The organism is Pseudarthrobacter sp. NS4 (assembly GCF_024758005.1).
Classification (GTDB): domain Bacteria; phylum Actinomycetota; class Actinomycetes; order Actinomycetales; family Micrococcaceae; genus Arthrobacter.
The window spans coordinates 1,770,874-1,792,140 of the sequence record NZ_CP103288.1 but is presented as its reverse complement, the minus strand read 5'-3'; the positions used below and the strand labels follow the sequence as shown (position 1 = coordinate 1,792,140).

General features: G+C 65.5%; 17 protein-coding genes. 12 read left to right on the top strand and 5 right to left on the bottom strand.

Annotated elements, in window-relative coordinates; genetic code table 11:
• Positions 1-65: 65 nt before the first annotated feature.
• Positions 66-1,421 carry an MFS transporter gene (locus tag NXY83_RS08345; protein WP_258805623.1) on the bottom strand — a complete coding sequence of 452 codons (1,356 nt, stop codon included), beginning with the start codon at positions 1,419-1,421 and terminating at the stop codon, positions 66-68.
• 63 nt (positions 1,422-1,484) lie between these two features.
• Positions 1,485-2,423, bottom strand: coding sequence for a proteasome assembly chaperone family protein (locus NXY83_RS08340; RefSeq protein WP_258805622.1), 939 nt, complete (start codon positions 2,421-2,423; stop codon positions 1,485-1,487).
• 259 nt (positions 2,424-2,682) lie between these two features.
• Between NXY83_RS08340 and NXY83_RS08335 the strand changes: the two genes are divergently transcribed.
• The 5 genes from NXY83_RS08335 (at position 2,683) to NXY83_RS08315 (ending at position 8,773) form a co-directional block, all read left to right on the top strand.
• Entirely contained in the window at positions 2,683-4,209 is a 1,527-nt protein-coding gene (locus NXY83_RS08335) for a leucyl aminopeptidase (RefSeq protein ID WP_258805621.1), read from the top strand.
• Positions 4,210-4,465: 256 nt separating this feature from the next.
• Complete coding sequence (gene lpdA, locus NXY83_RS08330; RefSeq protein ID WP_258805620.1) at positions 4,466-5,848, top strand: dihydrolipoyl dehydrogenase; 1,383 nt, start codon at positions 4,466-4,468, stop codon at positions 5,846-5,848.
• A gap of 114 nt (positions 5,849-5,962) precedes the next feature.
• Positions 5,963-7,711, top strand: coding sequence for a 2-oxoglutarate dehydrogenase, E2 component, dihydrolipoamide succinyltransferase (gene sucB, locus NXY83_RS08325; protein WP_258805619.1), 1,749 nt, complete (start codon positions 5,963-5,965; stop codon positions 7,709-7,711).
• A gap of 147 nt (positions 7,712-7,858) precedes the next feature.
• A complete protein-coding gene (locus tag NXY83_RS08320) occupies positions 7,859-8,209 on the top strand; it encodes a hypothetical protein (protein WP_258805617.1) in 351 nt (116 codons plus the stop codon).
• 135 nt (positions 8,210-8,344) lie between these two features.
• Positions 8,345-8,773 (top strand): OsmC family protein, encoded by a 429-nt coding sequence (locus tag NXY83_RS08315; RefSeq protein ID WP_258805615.1) that lies wholly within the window; start codon positions 8,345-8,347, stop codon positions 8,771-8,773.
• 96 nt (positions 8,774-8,869) lie between these two features.
• On the opposite strand, the gene NXY83_RS08310 is transcribed toward NXY83_RS08315, so the two are convergent.
• Positions 8,870-12,403 carry a S41 family peptidase gene (locus NXY83_RS08310; protein ID WP_258805614.1) on the bottom strand — a complete coding sequence of 1,178 codons (3,534 nt, stop codon included), beginning with the start codon at positions 12,401-12,403 and terminating at the stop codon, positions 8,870-8,872.
• A gap of 72 nt (positions 12,404-12,475) precedes the next feature.
• Between NXY83_RS08310 and NXY83_RS08305 the strand changes: the two genes are divergently transcribed.
• The gene (locus NXY83_RS08305; RefSeq protein ID WP_258805613.1) at positions 12,476-13,375 is read left to right on the top strand and encodes a TIGR01777 family oxidoreductase; all 900 of its coding nucleotides are present in this window, start codon (positions 12,476-12,478) and stop codon (positions 13,373-13,375) included.
• Positions 13,376-13,434: 59 nt separating this feature from the next.
• On the opposite strand, the gene NXY83_RS08300 is transcribed toward NXY83_RS08305, so the two are convergent.
• Positions 13,435-15,096, bottom strand: a complete 1,662-nt coding sequence (locus tag NXY83_RS08300) for a serine/threonine-protein kinase (protein WP_258805612.1) — start codon at positions 15,094-15,096, stop codon at positions 13,435-13,437.
• Positions 15,097-15,235: 139 nt separating this feature from the next.
• On the opposite strand from NXY83_RS08300, the gene lipB reads away from it, so the two are divergent.
• From lipB to NXY83_RS08280, 4 genes are all read left to right on the top strand, one after another.
• Positions 15,236-15,904, top strand: a complete 669-nt coding sequence (lipB, locus tag NXY83_RS08295; protein ID WP_258805611.1) for a lipoyl(octanoyl) transferase LipB — start codon at positions 15,236-15,238, stop codon at positions 15,902-15,904.
• Entirely contained in the window at positions 15,901-16,920 is a 1,020-nt protein-coding gene (gene lipA, locus NXY83_RS08290) for a lipoyl synthase (RefSeq protein WP_258805609.1), read from the top strand. The genes lipB and lipA overlap by 4 nt, the downstream gene beginning before the upstream one ends.
• A gap of 98 nt (positions 16,921-17,018) precedes the next feature.
• Positions 17,019-17,771 carry a DUF4191 domain-containing protein gene (locus NXY83_RS08285; protein ID WP_258805607.1) on the top strand — a complete coding sequence of 251 codons (753 nt, stop codon included), beginning with the start codon at positions 17,019-17,021 and terminating at the stop codon, positions 17,769-17,771.
• 100 nt (positions 17,772-17,871) lie between these two features.
• Entirely contained in the window at positions 17,872-18,228 is a 357-nt protein-coding gene (locus tag NXY83_RS08280; RefSeq protein ID WP_258805606.1) for a DUF3817 domain-containing protein, read from the top strand.
• A 41-nt stretch (positions 18,229-18,269) separates the two neighbouring features.
• Here the strand turns inward: NXY83_RS08280 and NXY83_RS08275 are convergent, their stop codons facing one another.
• The gene (locus NXY83_RS08275) at positions 18,270-18,707 is read right to left on the bottom strand and encodes an RDD family protein (protein WP_258805605.1); all 438 of its coding nucleotides are present in this window, start codon (positions 18,705-18,707) and stop codon (positions 18,270-18,272) included.
• 272 nt (positions 18,708-18,979) lie between these two features.
• Here NXY83_RS08275 and glnA point away from each other — a divergent pair, with 272 nt between their 5' ends.
• Both glnA and NXY83_RS08265 read left to right on the top strand, forming a co-directional pair.
• Positions 18,980-20,404, top strand: a complete 1,425-nt coding sequence (gene glnA / locus NXY83_RS08270; protein WP_258805603.1) for a type I glutamate--ammonia ligase — start codon at positions 18,980-18,982, stop codon at positions 20,402-20,404.
• 279 nt (positions 20,405-20,683) lie between these two features.
• Positions 20,684-21,163, top strand: a complete 480-nt coding sequence (locus tag NXY83_RS08265) for a hypothetical protein (RefSeq protein WP_258805602.1) — start codon at positions 20,684-20,686, stop codon at positions 21,161-21,163.
• Positions 21,164-21,267 lie beyond the last annotated feature (104 nt).

The following is a 21,267-nucleotide window of genomic DNA, read 5'->3' as shown; positions in this document are numbered from 1 at the left end:
TCGCCGTCGTGCGCCCCGGGTCCGCAGGAACTTTGGCTATGTGCGGATCCACGTCCGGTGGAGGACTAGTCGCGGTCGCTGTCGTTGGGCGAGGTCTGCCGGCGCCGGGCGAGGTTTTCACGGCGTTGCCGCGCCAGTGCGGCCCGGAGGGGCGGGACCACAACGCCCTGCGCGGCCATCTGGCGACGCACCTTCCGCCGGCACACCAGCATGGCGGCAGCCCCCGAGCCGAGCAGCAGGAACTGGACGCTCAGGGCTATCCGGAACGCGTCCAGCCCATAGAGGTTTCCGTTGGAGAATCCGCTGGCGTACAGGACGTCCAGCACCAGCCCAATCAGGAAGATCGCAATGAGGGCGGCGATGAATCCGCCGACGTTCACGATGCCGGTTGCAGTGCCGATCCGGTGCGCCGGGTTGAACGTCCGGGCGAAATCAAAGCCGATCATGGAACCAGGTCCGCCGATGGCAAGCGCCACCACCAAACCTGCCAGGAGCCACAGTGGTGCCGGTCCCGGGGTCAGCAGGACGGCGGCCCACGCCGTGGCCGTGGCGCCGGCAATCAGCAGGACCATGGTGGAACGCCGCAGCGGGTGCCGCGAGACAAAACGCCCGATGAACGGCCCCACCGCTATGCCGGCGGCCACGTACAGCCCCATCAGGCCGGCAACAGTACCGGCGGCCAAGCCCTGGCCGGAGATCAGGAAGGGGTAGCCCCAGGTCATGGCGAACACCGTGCCGCTGAACTGGATCGTGAAGTGGCTCCACATGCCCAGCCGCGTTCCCGGCTGGCGCCAGGCGCGGGCCAGTGAAACTCCCGTGGCCTTCAGCCCCTGGTGGGCCTGCGGCCGCCCGGTGCCAGGCGGGACGTCCTTCAGGAGGATTACCACCAGGACAGTGGCGAGTGCCGACATCCCGGCCAGCATCAGGAACGCCGGGGTCCAGCCGACCGTGTGAAGGACGAAGGCGAATGGAATGACGCTGACCAGCTGGCCCAACTGGCCGGTCATGCCCGTCAGCTGGGTTACCAGGGGCACGCGCCCCGGGGCGAACCACAATGGAATCAGGCGGATGACCGAGATGAACGTCATGGCGTCCCCCGCACCCACCAGCACCCGGCCCAGGATTCCGCCGGGGATGCTGTCCGCGAAGGCGAGCTGGAGCTGTCCCAGCCCCATCAGGACGGCGCCGCCGGCGATCATGGCGCGCGAGCCGAACCTGTCCACCAGGAGACCCACGGGAATCTGGAGCCCCGCGTACACCAGGAGCTGCAGGACCGTGAAGAACGAGATGGCCGACGCGCTGGCGTTGAACCGCTCCGTGGCCTCGAGACCCACGACGCCAAACGACGTGCGCTGCGACACGGCCACCAGGTACCCGAAGATTCCAACGGTCCAGATCAGCCATGCGCGGGGTGCAGTCACGTCTTCATTATGCCCGCATCGCCGGGAGCACCCCCTGCAGCTCCAAGCCGGCTGCTGCAGGGCCTACTGCGTGGGGTTCTCCCGGGCGAGGTACGCCTCCACCGCCGCTCCGAGCACATCGGCGTTGGGAAGCTCGTCATTTTCGTCGGCCAGGAGTGAACGCCTCACCATGCCATCAGCCTTTTCGTCGTAGCGGGTCTCCAGGCGGGACACCACCTGCTGCACATCCTCGGAGGCATCGACCTGCTCGGCGATCTGTCGGCTGACTTCCCGCCCTGCTTCCCGCAGCCTGTCCGTGGGCAGCATGAGGGACGCTGCCGCACCCAGGTATTCCAGGCCGGCGACGGCGGCGGTGGGGTACTCCGCTTCCGCCAGGTAGTGGGGGACGTGGATGACATAACCGGCTACATTGCGCCCGGCCTCCACCAGGCGGAGTTCCAGGATGTGCCCCACAGCCGCGGGGACCTCAACGGTGGGCTTCCACACCGAAATGCCTTCAATCAGCTCCGGCCTGTTGCCGTGCACCGTGACCCCCACGGGACGGGTGTGCGGAACCGGCATCGGAATGGAGTGGATCCAGGCGACCAGGTTGACGTCGAGTTTCTCCACGATGCCCACCACGGCGCGGGCGAACCGCTCCCACTGGAGGTCCGGTTCAAACCCTGCCAGCAGGAGGAAGGGTTTACCCAGGCCGTCAACCAGCCGGTAGAGCGCCAGCCGCGGCTCCTGGTAATCCTGCAGGTGGTCCTCGACGAAGGTGAGATGCGGCCGGCGCGACCGGTAATCGATCAGCTGGTCCGCATCAAACACTGCGACGGGCTGGGCATCGAGCGAGTCCAGTAGTTCGGCATTGATCTGCTTCACCACGTGCCCGGCGTCGGCGAACCCGGTAAAGCCCATCACCAGATTCAGCCCGCGGAGTTCGGGGCTATGGAACAGCTCAATGTTGCTCGCATAGAGCGCGTCAGGGTCCAGCAGGGAGCCGGAGATCCGTTCAAGCACGGCATGTTCCTTTCGTAGGTGCGGGTGGACATCAATTACAACGCAGGCGGGCAGCGGGACATTCCGGCGGCGCCTGTGGCGCACGTCTCAGAAGATTCTGCCACCGGGGCGCCGAAGGGCTACGATCGGAACTGGCCTGCCAGACGGGCTTGCACATCCCCGGACGGCACCCCAAACGGCGGCATCCGGGCATCCATGGCAGAGCGCCGAACATGCATCCCTGCCCGTACCATCTTTCGAGAATTGAGGACTCATCCCTGTGGTCAAGAATACTGAAATCAACCTTAGTACCCTCTCCCGCGACCTGAAGAAGAGCCCCAGCGACGCAGTGGTCATCGGCGTGGGACAGGGAACTGACGGGCCGTTCCTCCTGGAGAACCCGCTCACCGCAAAGTCCGCAGAAGCCATCACCGATTCCCTCAAGTCACTCGGCGTGACAGGTGCGGCAGACCAGATCGTCCGGCTGCCCGGCCTGCCCGAAACCGGCGCGGGGATCCTGGTCCTTGCCGGCGTTGGCAAGGTAGCAGCCGGCGCTCCGCTCACCGGTGAATCGCTCCGCCGTGCTGCAGGCTCCGCCGTCCGCCAGTTGGCCGGCCTCGCCACCGTTGCCCTGGCATTTCCGACGGCGTCCGCAGCCGACGTGGCCGCAGTGGCCGAAGGTGCCGCCCTGGGAGCCTATTCCTTCACCGAGTTCCGGTCCTCCCGGGACGGGCTGAAGGATCCGGTCCGCAACGCCGTGATCGTCACCGAAGTTGCCGACCAGAAGGAACTCGGCGCCGCCCTGAAGCGTGCCGCGCTGATCGGCAAGGCCGTCAACGCCACCCGGTCACTCGTTAACCAGCCGCCCAGCCACCTCTACCCCGAAACGTTCGCGGAGGCGGCAAAGGAACTGGCGAAGGGCCTGCCGGTCAAGGTGACTGTCTGGGACGAGAAGCGGCTGGAAAAGGAAGGGTTCGGCGGCATCATGGGCGTCGGCAAGGGCTCGGCCCGCCAGCCCCGCCTGGTCAAGGTGGAATACTCCCCCGCCAAGGCGGCGTCGAAGATCGCCCTGGTCGGTAAAGGAATCACCTTTGACACCGGCGGAATTTCCATCAAGCCGGCCCTTGGCATGGGTGACATGAAGAGCGACATGGCGGGCGCCGCCGTCGTCCTTAACAGTGTCCTGGCCCTCGCCGGCCTGGGGCTGCCGGTCAAGGCCACCGCCTGGCTCTGCATCGCGGAAAACATGCCGTCGGGCGCTGCATCCCGGCCGGCGGATGTCCTCACCATGTTCGGCGGCAAGACCGTTGAGGTCCTGAACACCGACGCTGAAGGCCGCCTGGTGATGGCCGACGGCATTGTCGCGGCAAGCCGCGAGTACCCGGACGCCATCATCGACGTCGCAACTCTCACCGGCGCGCAGCTGATTGCCCTGGGCAATCGGACCGCAGGCGTCATGGGCTCGGAGAGTGTCACGGCTGCCCTGAAAACCGCGGCCGACCGTGCCGGCGAACTGGTGTGGCCCATGCCGTTGCCAGAGGAACTGCGACCCAGCCTCGACTCCCAGGTGGCGGACCTGGCCAACATTGGCGAACGCCACGGCGGCATGATGACTGCCGCTGTCTTCCTGCAGGAGTTCGTCGGCAAGGACAAGGACGGCGAGCAGATCCCTTGGGCCCACATCGACATCGCCGGGCCGTCCTTTAACAACGGAAGCCCCTACGGCTACACCCATAAGCAGGGAACAGGCTGCACCGTCCGCACCCTGGTGGCGTATGTGGAGGACATCCTGGCTGCTGCGGCCTGAGGCCTGCCCCGGCCCGGGTGCCGCGCGGCTTTGTGGCAGAAGGGTGATTCCTCCGCCACAAAGCCGCGTGACACTCGACACAAAGCGCTCCACAAACACTGTGCCAAGGTGGAGCATGGATAAGTGGTTCGCTAAGGTGAACCACGGTAGTCACAAATGCAAGAGAGTTGCCCTGCTGACATAATCACGGCAGTGCAAGTTCCAAGACCAGATGATGCGCAGGATCGCGTCATCGTTCACGCGAGGGAGCGTTTAAGTGGCCGATCAGGCAACTGCGCAAGAATTCGACATCCTGGTACTCGGTGGCGGCAGCGGCGGATACGCCGCCGCACTGCGGGCCGTACAGCTTGGCCTTACCGTCGGCCTCGTGGAGAAGGCAAAACTGGGCGGCACCTGCCTCCACAACGGCTGTATCCCCACCAAGGCGCTGCTGCACTCTGCAGAGCTCGCCGACCATGCACGTGACTCCGCCAAGTACGGCGTGAACGTCACCCTGGACAGCATCGACATCAACGCCGTCAATGCGTACAAGGACGGCATTGTTGCCGGCAAGTACAAGGGCCTGCAGGGACTCATCAAGTCCAAGGGCATCACCGTCATCGAGGGTGAAGGCAAGCTCCAGGGCACTGACACCGTCGTGGTGAACGGCACCGCCTACAAGGGCAAGAACATCCTCCTGGCCACGGGGTCCTACTCCCGCTCCCTTCCGGGCCTGGAAATCGGCGGCAAGGTCATCACCTCGGACCAGGCCCTGACCATGGACTACATCCCCAAGAGCGCCATCATCCTGGGCGGCGGCGTGATCGGCGTCGAGTTCGCATCCGTCTGGAAGTCGTTCGGCGTGGACGTCACCATCGTGGAGGGCCTGCCCTCACTGGTTCCCAATGAGGACGCCACCATCGTCAAGAACTTCGAGCGTGCGTTCAAGAAGCGCGGCATCAAGTTCTCCACCGGTGTCTTCTTCCAGGGCGTTGAGCAGAACAACGACGGCGTGAAGGTCACCCTGGTGGACGGCAAGACGTTCGAGGCGGACCTCCTCCTGGTCGCCGTGGGCCGTGGCCCCGTCACTGCCAACCTGGGCTACGAGGAAGCCGGCATCACCATCGACCGCGGCTTCGTGATCACCAATGAGCGCCTGCACACCGGCGTCGGCAACATCTACGCAGTGGGCGACATCGTTCCCGGTGTGCAGCTGGCGCACCGCGGCTACCAGCAGGGCATCTTCGTGGCCGAGGAAATCGCCGGCCTGAAGCCGGTGATCGTCGAGGACATCAACATCCCCAAGGTCACCTACTCGGAACCCGAAATAGCCACCGTGGGCTACACCGAAAAGGCCGCCAAGGAGAAGTTCGGCGAGGACCAGGTGCAGACTCAGGAATACAACCTCGCCGGGAACGGCAAGAGCTCCATCCTGGGCACGTCCGGCCTGGTCAAGCTGGTCCGCCAGAAGGACGGCCCCGTGGTGGGCGTCCACATGATCGGCGCCCGCATGGGCGAGCAGGTGGGCGAGGCCCAGCTGATCGTGAACTGGGAGGCCTACCCGGAGGATGTGGCCCAGCTGCTGCACGCCCACCCCACGCAGAACGAGTCCCTGGGCGAAGCCCATCTGGCGCTCGCGGGCAAGCCGCTTCACGGCTAGTTTTCCCCAGCACCACCGAGCCTGGTGCACCCGGCGCGAGAGAGCGGGTGCACTAGGCTCACAATTAGGCAGCATTCATTCGCATTAAAGATCAATAAGGAGAACGGGGACGACATGTCTGAATCCGTTAACTTGCCCGCCCTCGGTGAGAGCGTCACCGAAGGAACCGTCACCCGCTGGCTCAAGCAGGTAGGTGACCGGGTAGAGGTGGACGAGCCGCTGCTCGAAGTCTCCACCGACAAAGTAGACACTGAAATCCCCTCTCCTGTAGCTGGCGTGATTGAGGAAATCCTGGTCGCTGAAGACGAGACGGCCGAGGTGGGCGCCCCCTTGGTCCGCATCGGTGACGGCTCCGCCAATGGCTCCGCTGCCCCGGCCGAAGAAGCCCCCGCCGCGGCTCCCGCTGAAGAAGCACCGGCACAGGAAGCCCCTGCAGCACCGGCTGAAGAGGCACCTGCCCAGGAAGCACCCGCCCAGGATGCCCCCGCGGCCGGCGGCGGCGAAGGCCACGAAGTTACGCTCCCCGCCCTGGGCGAGAGCGTCACGGAAGGCACCGTCACCCGCTGGCTCAAGGCAGTGGGCGACACCGTTGAAGTTGACGAACCCCTGCTGGAAGTATCCACCGACAAGGTGGACACAGAGATTCCCTCACCCGTAGCCGGCACGCTCCAGGAAATCCGCGTCAGCGAGGACGAGACCGCAGAGGTCGGCTCCGTCCTGGCCGTTATTGGTTCCGGCGCTGCCGCCGCTCCCGCCGAGGCACCCAAGGAAGCACCCGCACCGGAAGCACCGAAAGCAGAGGCACCGCAGGCTGCTCCCGCCCAGGAAGCACCGAAGGCCGAAGCCCCGAAGCAGGCAGCACCCGAGGCTGCCCCCGCTCCCGCACCTGCCCCGGCAGCAGCCGAGGCCGCACCGGCGAACGGCGGATCCGAATCCGGCTACGTAACCCCGCTGGTCCGCAAGCTGGCCAACCAGCACGGCGTGGACATTGCATCCCTCTCCGGCACCGGCGTCGGCGGCCGCATCCGTAAGCAGGACGTGATCGCCGCAGCCGAGGCCAAGGCCGCACCTGTTTCGGCAACTCCGGCCGCACCGGCAGCATCCGGCGCTCCCGCAGCATCCAACGCCGCGGTTTCCTCACTGCGCGGCACCACCCAGAAGGCCCCGCGCATCCGCCAGGTCATCGCCCGCCGCATGCGCGAATCGCTGGAGATCTCCACGCAGCTGACGCAGGTCCACGAAGTGGATATGACAAAGGTCGCCAAGCTCCGCGCCCGTGCCAAGAACTCGTTCCAGGCGCAGAACGGCGTCAAGCTGACCTTCCTGCCGTTCATCGCCAAGGCTGTTGCCGAGGCCCTCAAGCAGCACCCCAAGCTCAACGCTGCGTACGACGAGGACAAGCAGGAGATCACCTACCACAATGCCGAGCACCTGGCGATCGCCGTCGATACTGACAAGGGCCTGCTGGTTCCGGTCATCAACGACGCCGGCAACCTGAACCTTGCAGGACTCGCCGGCAAGATTGCTGATGTTGCAGGACGCACCCGCGACGGCAAGATCGGCCCGGATGAGCTGTCCGGCGGCACGTTCAGCATCACCAACATCGGCTCAGTGGGCGCACTGTTCGACACCCCGATCATCAACCAGCCCCAGGTGGGCATCCTGGGAACGGGCGCCATCGTCAAGCGCGCCGTTGTGGTTGCTGATGAAAACGGTGACGATTCGATCGCCATCCGCTCCATGATGTACCTGTCGCTGACATACGACCACCGCTTGGTGGACGGCGCAGACGCCGGCCGTTTCCTCCAGACCCTGAAGGTCCGCCTCGAAGAAGGCGCCTTCGAAGCGGACCTGGGGCTGTAGCAGGCTAAAACGCGCGACGGCGGTGCAGGCAGCGGTGGGAGACCACCGCATGGCCTGCACCGCCGTCGTCGTTTAAGGCGCGGTGAGCAGCAACAGCGGAAACCCAGCCTTACTACCAGCCGTAGAACAACTGGTTACACTGGTCCCATGAACATCGTCTATAACATCGTGGTTTTCCTGCACATCGTCGGCGCGGCCATGATCGTGGGCATCTGGATCGGCCAGATGAAGAAGCCCACCATCCACCCGCGCCAATTTGACGGCGCCATGCTGCAGCTCCTCACCGGCGTAGCACTGATGGGTCTCATCCCCGCGCTGGACATGGATGCCAACTACTTCAAGCTCGGCATTAAGTTCGCCATTGGCCTGGCCGTGGGCGTGCTGGCATTCATCGGCAGCCGCAAGTACAAAAAGGGCGAGGGCATCAGCAAGGGCCTCGCGCACGGCGTGGGCGGACTCGCGCTGCTCAACATCGCCATTGCCACCATCTGGAACTGACCTGCTCCGCTCCCGATGGTCATAATCCACCGGGAGCGGACAGCTGGTGCATGCCCGGGGCTAAGTCCCTAGGATGGAAAACGGCGGGTCCGGGCACCAGCCGGCCCCGGTATTCATCAAATCTGAGGAGTGAACATGGCAGCAACGCGTTCAGCAAATGCAGTATGGAACGGCAACCTGACGGAAGGTTCCGGAACCACCAGCCTGGCCACCTCAGGCCTGGGCACCTTCGATGTCACGTGGAAGGCACGCACTGAAGCGGCCGACGGCAAGACCAGCCCGGAGGAACTCATCGCCGCTGCCCATGCCGCGTGTTTCTCCATGGCCTTCAGCAACGAACTCGCCAAAGCGGGCCACTCGCCGGAGGAAGTCAACACCAAGGCCGATGTGACGTTTGTCCCGGGCACTGGTATCACCGGCAGCCACCTCACCATGTCCGCCAAGGTACCCGGTATTTCCGAGGACGAATTCCAGAAGATCGCAGGCGAAGCCAAGGTGGGCTGCCCTGTTTCCGGCGCCCTCGCCAGCATCGACATCACCCTGGACGCCACGCTGCAGTCCTGATCTGACGCAGGCTACAACGCGAAAGGCCCTGCCCGGCCGGAATATTCCGGTCAGGCAGGGCCTTTCGCGTTGCCGCCTCAAGCCTCAGCGGGGGCTTCAGCTCCCCTGCCGGCGTGCAGGCAGCGGCGCCGGGCGGAGCCGCCGGTAGCCTTCGCGTGCAGGTGGCCGGTCCGTGGGCAGTTCCTGGATCATTTCCTTCAGGGCGCCGATGCCGTACTCCAGCTGGGGGTCCCGGCCGGCGGCGTAGGCGTGCGGCGGGTATGTCACTTCGATGTCAGGGTCCACCCCGTAGTTTTCGACGCTCCAGCCCACGCCCCCGCTGAACCAGTTGGCGTAGCGGGGCTGGGTCACACCGGTACCGTCAGCCAGGGCGAACCTGTTGTCGATGCCCACCACACCGCCCCAGGTTCGGGTTCCGATGACGGGGCCGATCCCCCGCAGCTTGGACACCTGGGTGATGATGTCGCCGTCTGAACCGGCGAATTCGTCTGCCAGGACAATAACCGGTCCGCGCGGCGCGTGGTGCGGGTACGTGCGCGGCTTTTCCCCGCGTGGCATGCTCCAGCCGGTGACCTTGCGGCCGATCAGTTCGGCCACGAGCTGGGACGTATGCCCTCCTCGGTTCCGCCGGACGTCCACGATCAGGCCGTCCAATGCGGTTTCCGTATCCAGGTCCCGGTGCAGCTGAGCCCACCCGTTGGCCATCATGTCCGGAATGTGGAGGTAGCCGAAGGTTCCTGCCGACGCTTCCCGGACAGTCCGCCGGTTCGACGCCACCCATTCCTGGTACCGCAGGCGTTCTTCGTCCTTCACGGGAACGACGGCGACGCGGCGCTGGGTGCCGGCGGCATCACTGTGCCCGGCACCGTTGAGAAGCGTGAGCTCCACGGCGCGGCCTGCCGCCCCCACCAGCTGCATGGCGGGCGTAACGGACGCGGTGAGCGGGACGCCGTCGATCGCGAGCAGGATGTCCCCCGCCTTGGCGTCCACACCCGGCCTGGTCAGGGGTGAAGTGGCCAGCGGGTCGGAGGATTCGCCGGCGAGGATCCGTGTGATTTCCCAGCCGGAGGGGGTGTGGGCGAGGTCTGCGCCGAGCCGGCCCTGCCCCTGGCTGCCGTTTTCCGTAACGGCGGCGGGACGGACATAGGCGTGCGAGGTTCCCAGCTCGCCGTGCAGCTCCCAGAGGAGGTCCACCAGGTCGTCGTGCGACCCCAGGCGGTCCACCAGCGGACGGTAGCGCCGGTGGATCGATTCCCAGTCCTGGCCTGCCATGTCTTCGGCCCAGAAGAAGTCCCGCTGCAGCCGCCAGGCCTCATCGAATGCCTGGCCCCACACACTGAGGGGATCCATCATGACGCGGATCCTGCCGAGGTCCACCTTGACCAGCTTTCCGGACTCCTCATCGGCCTTGGCATCGGAGGGAACTGCCTGCACCTGCTTGTCCGAGATCAGCACCACCTTGGTACGGTCCCCGGAGAGCCGGAAGCTGTCCAGCGCGTCCACCAGCGTGGACTTCTTTCGCCGGCCGAGGTCGAACCGCACCAGGCTGGGGCGGGCATCCTTGTCGTCCTGGCTGGCCTTGCCGTCCCCGGTGACCCCGGCAAGGGCCCAGTCGAGCCACAGCAGCGCCCCGTCGGTGGCCTCCAGGGAGGTGTAGTTGCCCTGCGGCACGGGCACGCTGATGACGCGGTGGGCCAGGCCCTCCGGGTCCACCAGGACCTCCGGTATCCTGGGCGCGTCTGCGGAGGTGGGTTCGTCAGCACCGTCACCCGGTGTTTCGTCCCCGTCGGGGGCGACGTCCGGGCCGAATGGCGACGGCGTCCCGGCAGCGAGTGCCACCAGGTACGGCTTGATGGGGCTGGGGAATGAAAGGTCAAAGGAATGGCCGTCGTACACCGGATCAAAGCTGCGGTTGGACAGGAACGCAAGGTACTTGCCATCCGGCGTGAAGGCAGGCGATTTGTCGCAGAAGCGGCCGTCCGTAACGTCAACGGGAGCGGCGTCGGATCGCTCCATAGAGGCCAGCCGTAGCCGGCTGCGCGAACCAAAGGACGTGACGGGCTCCGACCACACCAGCCACCGTGAGTCCGGTGACCACGCCAGGTCCGCAATGGTGCCCTCGCCAATGCTGGCCACCAGGGAGAAGCTGCCGGTCCGGGTGTCAGCCACATACACCTCACCGAAGGAGGTGCCCAGGGCCAGCCAGCGTCCGTCAGGGCTGGCCTCCAGCGAACTGGCGCGGGAGGGCACCGGGATGGCGATGCGCGTTGCTTCCGAACCGTCCTGCGCGGCTGCCTGTGCCTCGGCCCCGGAAGTGCTGTCCACGGGGGCAACGTCTGCCTGCTGTGCGTCGGCCTGCTTATCGTCCGGAGCGGGGACAAAGGCGCTGCCTCCTGCCAGGACCGCGGCTCCGGCCGCCGGGACGGGCTGGGGCAATGGTGTGGCTTCATCCTGACCGGGTGCGGGGGCGGTTGCACCGGTCCCCTGCGCTTCGATGGTCACGTCTCCGGGCACGCGGGCGCCCGCCGTGGTGTGGGGCACGGTTGCCACGATGTCCCTGATGTGGAGTGCCTCCACGCCGTCCTGGTCAGCGATGTAGGCAATCCGTCCGTCGCCAAGCGGTCTGGGCAGGCGGCCGCGGACGCCCGGAGTGGCCTCGATGATGCGCGACGGCCCGTCCTTGTGCCGAAGCCAGTGAATGGTGCCATGGGCCTCCACAGCGCTTGCCGCGCCGGTGGTGTCCGGCACCACGGCGCCAAGGTGTTTCGACGTCGCCAGGAGGGCCGGGCGCCTGGACTGCGACGCTGAACCCAGGGTGATCTCCAGCCGCACCGCATCCGAACCAAGATCGTGCAGCACCCACAGCTCGCCGGCGGATTCGAAGATGATTCGCTTCCCGTCGGTGGCGGCGTGCCGGACGTAGAAGTCCTCATGGTCCGTGTGGCGGCGCAGGTCCTTTCCGTTGGGAAGCACCGAATACAGGTTGCCGTAGCCCTCATGGTCGGACAGGAACGCGATGCGGCCGTCAACCCACATGGGGTCGGCGAGGTTGCCGTCAAGTTCCGGCACCAGGCGCTCGAACTCCCCGTTGCCGTCGGCGTCGATCCACAACTTTCCTGCAGTGCCGCCCCGGTACCGCTTCCACCAGGCCGGCTCGCGGGACAGTACGCTGCCCACCACCACCGGCCGCTCGTCACCTACTTCCGGGCCGAAGGCCACCGACTCAACAGGACCGTACGGCAACTCCTCGGCCCAGCCGCCCTCCACCGGGACGCTGTAGGCGTACGTGTGACGGCTCTCGGCCTGGCGGAAAGCACTGGTCACCACCACTGACCCGCCGGCGGTGAACCCCTTCACCCGGGTGGTGCTGTGCCCAAAGTAGGTCAGCTGCCGGTAGCCGCCGCCGTCAACGTCCGCAGACACTGCCTCCGGCGCCGTTCCCTGCACCACCGTCCACACCAGCTTTTTCCCGTCCGGGGTAAAACGGGGGTTGCGGGCGGGCAGCTGAAGCGCGGAAACGCGCCAGGCACGGCCACCGCCCAGGGGCGCGATCCATACGTCGTCCTCGGCCACGAAAGTGACCAGATCGCCGTGCAGATGCGGGAAACGGAAGTAGCTGGAAGAGGTCATCGTTCGATCATAGTCAACCCTCCCCCGGCCCTGCGGGAGGTGTCACGGCCCGTTGCCGTGATGAGATGGAGCATGCGCATCGTCATGGCAGGAGCCTCAGGGCTCCTCGGCACCTCCCTCTCTGCAGCCTTCCGCAACGCCGGACATGACGTCGTCACCCTGGTGCGGCGGGAGCCCGCTTCAGCAGCCGAAGTCCGCTGGGACCCGGCCGCCGGCCAACTGGATCCCGGGGCACTGGCCGGGGCTGGCGCCGTCGTTAACCTGTCCGGTGCCGGGATCGGGGACAGGCCCTGGACACGCAAGCGGGTTGACGAGCTGTTCAATTCGCGGGTGGGGTCGACGCAGGCCCTTACGGAGGCGATGCGGCAGCTTGATTCCCCACCTTCAGTCTTCATCAGCCAGTCCGGTTCGGGGTACTACGGTGATGCCGGAAATACGGTTCTACGCGAATCCGCACCGCCCGGATCGGGCATCCTGTCCCGGATCTGCGTTGAGTGGGAGGCTGCAGCGTTAACCGCTCCCGCCGGCGTACGCGTAGTGATGCCACGGACCGGGGTGGTCTTCAGCCGTTCCGGCGGTGCCCTGGGCAGGCTCCTTCCGTTGCTGCGCCTCGGAGTAGGCGGGCCGTTCGGCAACGGCAGGCAGTTCTGGCCCTGGGTCACCCTGCCGGACGTGTCTGCAGCCTTCCTCTTGTTGCTGGAAACCCCGGTCAGCGGGCCCGTCAACCTGTGCGCGCCCGAGGACGCCGACGTCAACGCCATCGTGGCGGCACTGGCACATGCCCTGCACCGCCCTGCCGTGCTGCGCGTTCCCGCCTTTGCGCTGCGGCTCGTGATGCGGGACCTTGCGGAGGAGCTGTTGCTGTCCAGCCAGCGGATGGAGCCGGCCGTACTGTCGGCCGCCGGCTTCCAGTGGCAACATCCTGCGCTGGCGCAGGCCGCACAGTGGGTCGTCCGGAAAGACAAGGGCTAGCAAGAGGAGAAGGCGCCGCTCGGCCAAGGCCGGCCTATCCCCGCTGCAGCCGGGGCGGATCAGGGTCCCGGCAGGATTTCGCTGATCCGCCATGCGCCGTCCACGGATACCAGGACCAGTCGAAGGGGCTGGCCGGCGCCGGCGGCACCTGTCGCAAGGACGGAACCCCTGGCATCCTTCTCCTCATACGCCGAGGTGGACGAAATGGCGCGGACCACCGCCCGGGCTGCCGTTGCACCATCTTCCGCAGTCACGCCGGACAAAGAACTGGTGAACCCGGCCAGGACAAGCCCCGAGCTTCGAAGCCTGTCCCCGGTCTGCCTGTCTGCTGCCGCGGCGGGGGAACCATCAGCGTTGACCTCGTCCAACAACTCCAGGTTGCCACTGCTGAAGGCATAGTCCCGCAGTGCAGCAAGGCCCGGCAGGGCCCGGGCGGGGTCAGTGGCCGCGGCCTGTTGCCGGGCCGCCAGTGCCGGGTCGGCATCCCCTGCAGGATCCGGGCTTTGCGCCGTTGGCCCCGAAGTGCCCGCAGGGACATCCACGGCTCCCGCTGGACTTTCGGCGGGAGGCAACAAAGAACCACCCAGCCCCGCCCCCGCCAGCGGCCAGGCGCCGGCAATGGTGAGGACGGCTACGGCGGGCAGGCCGATGCGCAGCATTCTTCGGCGGAAAGATGCGGCACCGGGCAATGTGCCCGCATGTTTCCCGCCGCGGGGAAGGGGCTCACCGGTCTGCGGAAACGGCAGCCTGTGCGCTGTTGTCCGCCCGCCTGGCCAACTGCGTGTAACCAGCCGCCTGTGCAGGCTGTCGGCTTTCTCCCTGAACCGGTTTGGGGAGGACGACGGCGGAACGTGCCTTCGTGTCAGCAGTTCCGGAATGACCGTGGGATGGACGGCGGCTGCGAGGTCAACGGGCCGGGGCGAGGCACTGCGGTAAATGGCGGTTGCAAACGCGGAGGCAGTGGGCCGGAGCCGCCGGTCCTCGTGGAGCCCCGACTCCAGGGCGGCGGCAAGTTCTTGTGGCACCTCCGGGACGAGAAGTGACAGTGGCGGGCGGTCCGCGGACCTGGCAGGCGCCTCCCCCGTCAGGCAGTACCAGCCGAGCGCGGCCACGGAATAGACGTCACGCTCGGGCTGGAGGCCGGCGCGCACCGCATCCACGGGCGCAGGATCCAGGAAACCAGGGGTCCCGGTGCTTTCCGCCGGGGCGGGTTCACCCAGCATCCGCGCGATGCCGACATCGGAGAGCATGGGTTTGCCCTGGCCGGTGAACAGCACGTTGCCGGGCGAGACATCTGAATGGGTGAAGCCGTTACCGTGCAGGTACGCCAGGGCCTGCGCTATCGGCGTCAGCACGGTGACCGTTTCCCCCACGCTGAGCCTGCCCCGGGCCGCCAGGAGTTGGGCAAGTGAGCCGCCGGAGGCGTAGTCCATGACCAGGGCGGTGCCGGCGTCCGGGACCCGTTCCAGCCGAAGGGCATCGTGGGCTTTGATGAGATGCTGGTGGTCCAGGACGGACAGAATCCGGATTTCCCGTTTTACTTCATCTTCGGACAGGCCTTCCCTGCCCCGCACTCCGCCCGGGGCCGGGTGAAAGCACTTCAGGGCAAAGTCCCGCCCCGTCCGCTGCTCCGTAGCCAGCCAAACCGAAGCGCTGCCGCCATGGCCGAGCAACCGCCCCACAACGTAGCCCGGAACTTCTGGAGCCTGCACATCATCCATCCACTATGTCTAGCCGAATCCGCTCCGGCGTGCAGAAGTTATCCACAGGCGCTGCAGCGTGGGAGGCCGGTCTTTCGGACGGTGGTGAGGTTGAACACTAAACCGGGAACGCGGCGCTGCGGGGTCTAAGCTGGATGCCATGACTCTTGAGTTTTCCCAGCTGGGTCTTGCCCCCGACTTCGTCGATTACCAGCAAGCCTGGGACATCCAGCGCGAACTCCATGACAAAGTAGTCGCCGGCGAGGCTCCCAGCACTGTACTGCTGCTGGAACATGCCGCCGTCTACACAGCCGGCAAACTCACCGAAGACCACGAGCGGCCATTCGACGGCACGCCCGTGGTGGCGGTTGACCGCGGAGGCAAGCTGACCTGGCACGGCCCAGGCCAGTTGATTGCCTACCCCATCCTCAAGCTGAAGAACCGGTCCGGGATCCGGGATTACGTTGAGCGCCTGGAAGCCATCATGATCGCAGTCATGGATGGATACGGCATCAGGGCTGAACGCATCAAGGGCAGGGCCGGCGTCTGGGTAAGGGCCGATGCCAAGGGACCGGACCGGAAGATCGCCGCCATCGGGATCCGGGTCCTCAACGGCGTCACCATGCACGGCATCGCCATCAACTGCAGCAACGACCTGGCGCCCTACGCGCAGATCATCGCCTGCGGCATCACTGACGCCGGGGTGACCACCATGTCGCAGGAAACGGGACAGGACATCCGCCCGGCCCACATCATTGACCGCATTGTGGAAGAATTCCGCAAGCACCAGGAAGCACTCGTTTTAAGCCCCGAAGGAGCTCTACTGTGACATTGGCACCTGAAGGCCGGAAGATGCTGCGGATTGAGCAGCGCAACGCGGCCACCCCGGTGGAGCGGAAGCCGGACTGGATCAAAGCCAAGGTCCAGATGGGCCCGGAGTTCGTCGGGCTGAAGAACCTGGTGAAAAAGGAAGGCCTGCACACCGTCTGTGAAGAGGCCGGCTGCCCCAACATCTTCGAATGCTGGGAAGACAAGGAAGCCACCTTCCTGATCGGCGGCTCCGAATGCACCCGCCGCTGCGACTTCTGCCAGATCGACACCGGCAAACCCTCCCCCGTGGACAGGTTCGAACCCACCAAGGTGGCCCGCTCGGTCCAGGCCATGCAGCTGCGCTACGCCACCGTCACCGGCGTGGCCCGGGACGACCTGGAAGACGAAGGCGTCTGGCTCTACGCCGAAACGGTCCGCAAGATCCACGAACTGAACCCCGGCACCGGGGTGGAACTGCTCATCCCGGACTTCTCCGGCAAATCCGAACACATCGCCGCGATCTGCGACTCCAGGCCGGAGGTGTTCGCCCACAACGTCGAGACCGTGCCAAGGATCTTCAAGCGCATCCGTCCGGCATTCCGCTACGAACGCTCCCTGGACGTCATCACCCAGGGTCGGGACCTGGGCATGGTCACCAAGTCCAACCTGATCCTGGGCATGGGCGAAACCCGCGGGGAAATCTCCGAGGCCCTCCGCGACCTGCACACCGCCGGCTGCGACCTGATCACCATCACCCAGTACCTGCGCCCGTCCGAACGGCACCTGCCCGTGGACCGCTGGGTCAAACCCCAGGAATTCGTTGACCTCCAGCACGAAGCCGAAGAGATCGGCTTCCTCGGCGTCATGTCCGGGCCCCTGGTCCGCTCCTCCTACCGCGCCGGCCGGCTCTGGGCCACCGCAATGCGCAAAAAAGGCCGCGACATCCCCGCCGAACTCGCCCACATCGCCGACGGCATCCAGGACTCCGGCACCACCCGCCAGGAAGCCAGCACCCTCCTGGCAGCACACTCGTAACCTGCCGTCCCTGGGACCGCACATAGGGCCCAAGGGCCGGGCACAGGAAGATTCCGGCGTCCGGCCCTTGGGCTTTAGTCACGTAGAATTGAGGCACTATGGCGAAATCCCCTGACTCCAGCAACTCCACTCCGGCGGGCTCAAGCGCAGTGAAGCGCGGCCTCTTCTCGCGCAAGCCAAAAGAGGCGAAGGTTAAGAAGCCCAGCCGGCTCAAGCAGATCCGCGAAGTCTTCAACATGACCCGCCGGCACGACCCCATGGTGCCATGGCTGATGCTGCTGGTCTTCCTTGGAGTCGTGGCTGTGAGCTTCCTCGTGGGCTTCTGGCTGGAGAACTGGATCACCGGCCTGATCATCGGCATCCCGCTCGGCCTACTGGGCGCCACGCTGATCCTCTCGCGGCGTGCTGAACGTGCAGCCTTCGCCCAGATCGAAAACCAGCCCGGTGCCTCCGGGGCCGCCCTGGGAACCCTCCGCCGCGGCTGGATCACCGAAGAGCAGCCCGTCGCTGTCAACCCCCGCACGCAGGATGCCGTGTTCCGTGCCATCGGCCGTCCCGGCGTCGTGCTGGTCAGTGAAGGTCCCAGCCACCGGGTTAAGCCGCTGCTGGACGCCGAGCGCAAGCGCCTCGCGCGGATCCTGCCCAACGTCACCGTCCACGTCATCGAGAGCGGCCGCGGCGAGGGCCAGGTGCCGCTCAGCCAGGTCGCCAAGAAGATGGGCAAGCTGAAGAAGGAATTGACCAAGCTTGAGGTCAACGCCGTGTCCAAGCGGATCGCTTCGCTCGGAAACCGGCTGCCAATCCCCAAGGGCATCGACCCCTACAAGGCCCGTCCCAACCGCGGACGCTAGACCTGAAGGCGCCCCGGTACCGGCTTCCAGCCGACCGCCGGGGCGTTTTTTTGCCCGCCAAACCTCCGGCCAACGCCCTCTCACAGGACAGGAAATCCCCATGCCCCTCAGGAACGCAGTAATCCGCGCTTTCCGGATCCTCGCCGTCGCCGAAGCCTTCAGCTGGGCCGCACTGCTGGCCGGCATGTACTTCAAGTGGATTGCCGGCACCACGGAAATCGGCGTCCAGGTGGCCGGGCCAATTCACGGCGCACTGTTTATTGGGTATGGCATTGCGGCACTGGCCCTGTGGCGGCTGCAGCGCTGGCCTTTCCTGGTGGCACTGTTCGCTGGCGCCTCCGCTGTTTTCCCGTTCGCCACCATCCTGTTCGAACGCTGGGCGGGCAAGCGCGGGTACCTAAGCACCGCTCCGGCTCCGGCGAACGGCATGCCGGCCATGGAGTCCACCCACGCCTGACGAGTACAGGAGGGGCAGCCTCCAGCGCCGGAGCGGACCTTCTATCGCCGGACGAGCAGCGTGTTCATCGCCTTGTCGTGGAGGCCCCGCTGGTCGGGATCGAAGATCACCGCGGGCACCACGAGGCAAAGCAGCACGGTCCGTACCAGCGCCGCCAGCGGCCCCGGGGCTCCGCCGTCGGGCCTCACCACGGAAATGCCTGCCGCGCGGTGGCCGATGCTGTAGCCAAGGGTCCCGACAAGGAGGATCTGTTCGACGGCAAAGACGCCCAGGGTGGCCCAGGAATTCCCGTCGAAGGCAAAGTTGCTGATGAGCAGCGCGATGGCCCAGTCGATCATGATCGCCGCAATCCGCCGTCCTGCCCGCGCTATGGAGCCGGGACCGGACTCGGGCAGGCCCAGCCTTTCGCCGGGATATTTCGAAATGCCGGAGGTGTCCGGTCCGCTGAGCCATGAGCCGATGTCTTTGCGATCTACCACCGTCCAAGTTTACCGGCTGGCCCGGCGCCGGTGCGCCCGGATCGTGGATGCCGGTCGACCACACTGTGGACTCCGGATAGCGTTGCTTTATCAGGGCATTCTGTAACCTGCCCGAAACAATGCGGACACGGACGGGAAATGCCGCGTCCATAGGCTGTTAGCAGTTTCAAGCAATACCTTCAGCAGGGAAAACCTTGAGTTCTCCCTGCCTTCGGATTGCGCTGGATCAGATGGCTGCACGCCAGATATTTACATATGCGTTAGGAGCATAGATGTTCAAGACTGCGGACGAAGTCCTCAAGTTCATCAAGGACGAAGATATTAAATTCGTCGATATCCGCTTCACCGATCTTCCGGGCGTCCAGCAGCACTTCAACGTCCCCGCCAAGAGTGTTGACGCCGACTTCTTCATCAACGGCCAACTCTTCGACGGTTCCTCCATCCGCGGCTTCCAGGGCATTGCCGAATCCGACATGCAGCTGATCCCGGACGTCACCACCGCGTTCCTGGACACCTTCCGCATGGAGAAGACCCTCGCGCTGAACTTCTCCATCGTCAACCCCCGCACGGGTGACCCCTACCACCGCGACCCGCGCGGCGTGGCTGAGAAGGCCGAAGCCTACCTGGCATCCACGGGCATCGCAGACACCGCGTTCTTCGCTCCCGAAGCCGAGTTCTTCGTGTTCGACAACGTCCAGTACCAGTCCTCCCCGCAGGGCAGCTTCTACAAGATCGATTCTGAAGAAGCCCACTGGAACACCGGCCGCGAGGAAGAGGGCGGAAACCTCGGTTACAAGACCCCCGTCAAGGGCGGTTACTTCCCGGTCTCCCCCACAGACAAGCAGGCTGACCTGCGCGACGCCATGTGCGTGGCCCTGGATGAAGCCGGCCTTGAGGTAGAGCGCAGCCACCACGAAGTCGGTTCCGCCGGCCAGGCTGAAATCAACTACAAGTTCACCACCCTTACCCACGCTGCCGATGACCTGCAGAAGTTCAAGTACGTCATCAAGAACACCGCCGATGCCTGGGGCAAGTCCGTGACCTTCATGCCGAAGCCCGTCTTCGGTGACAACGGCTCGGGCATGCACTGCCACCAGTCGCTGTGGACCGGCGGCCAGCCGCTGTTCTACGACGAGAAGGGTTACGCCGGCCTGTCCGACACCGCCCGCTGGTACATCGGCGGCCTGCTGAAGCACTCTTCCGCTGTGCTGGCGTTCACGAACCCCACCGTGAACTCCTACCGCCGCCTGGTCAAGGGCTTCGAAGCCCCGGTCAACATGGTCTACTCCCAGGGCAACCGCTCCGCCGGTATCCGTATCCCGATCACGGGCACCAACCCGAAGGCCAAGCGCATCGAGTTCCGCGCTCCGGACCCCTCGTCCAACCCGTACCTGGCGTTCGCTGCCCAGCTGATGGCCGGCATCGACGGCATCCGCAACCGCATTGAACCGCCGGCTCCGATTGACAAGGACCTCTACGAACTCCCCGCCGAGGAAGCCAAGGACATCCCCAAGGCTCCGGGTACCCTCGAGGAAGCCCTGGAGGCCCTCCGTGAGGACAACGAGTTCCTGCAGGCCGGTGGCGTGTTCACCCAGGACCTGATCGACACCTGGATCGAGTACAAGTACGAGAACGAGATCCGCCCGCTGTCCCTGCGCCCGAACCCCTACGAGTTCGAGCTCTACTACGGCGTCTAGCCAGATCACGCGGCTAAAGCGGGCATAGTCCGCACACACTCCGCAAGAATCAGTTACAGCAAAGGCCGGTCCCTCCGGGGGCCGGCCATTTGCTTTGCATGAATACTTCTGGCCAGCTGCTCAGTCCGCGAACTCGACCGGTCCGCAAACATACGGGCAAACTGCGTGCGACACGCTTGCTCCCTAACCCCAAAGGCCTGCCCTTCGTTGATGACCCGCGTCCGATAGCGTGGACCTCGCCGGTATCCTCCGGTTTATGGACAAGCTGAAGGGGCCAAAATGCTTTATCGTATCGAGCCGAATGGTCGGCTTACCTGGACGCCTCAGTTCAGTGAAAAAGACTTTGAGATGTTCAATGAGCACGACGTCAATCTGGACCGGCTTGACTGGGAACCTGTCATGGAGTCCCATGATCTTGCTTCGGTCGTACAGGTGGCACTGCGGCACGGCTACAAGACTCCTTCAGGCCTCGCCATTTCCGGGCAGCGCGTATCAGCGCTGGAGCGGCCCGCCGCACTCCGCCAGGTTTACGGCGACTTGCAGAGGGCTGAACAGCACCCGGAAATTATTCAGGCCGATAACAACATGGAACAGGTCATGCCCGGCTGGATCAAAAACGGCGAACGCAACAAGGATGAGGTTCACCAAGCGACAGAGAACTCGATCCGCGAGGCGGAGGCTGAGGCCAAGGCCGAACTGCAGGGACCGGTTGATGATGAGCTCATGGCTTGGTGGCAGTCGCTTGGAGGTCTGTCCTAGAAAATACCTTGGGAGGGCAGTGGAGGGGTCGGGCCGCATTGTCGGGTCCCTTCGCTCCTACGGCGTCTAGTCTCATCGGCTTCTGAGACTGCGAAGGCGGCCAC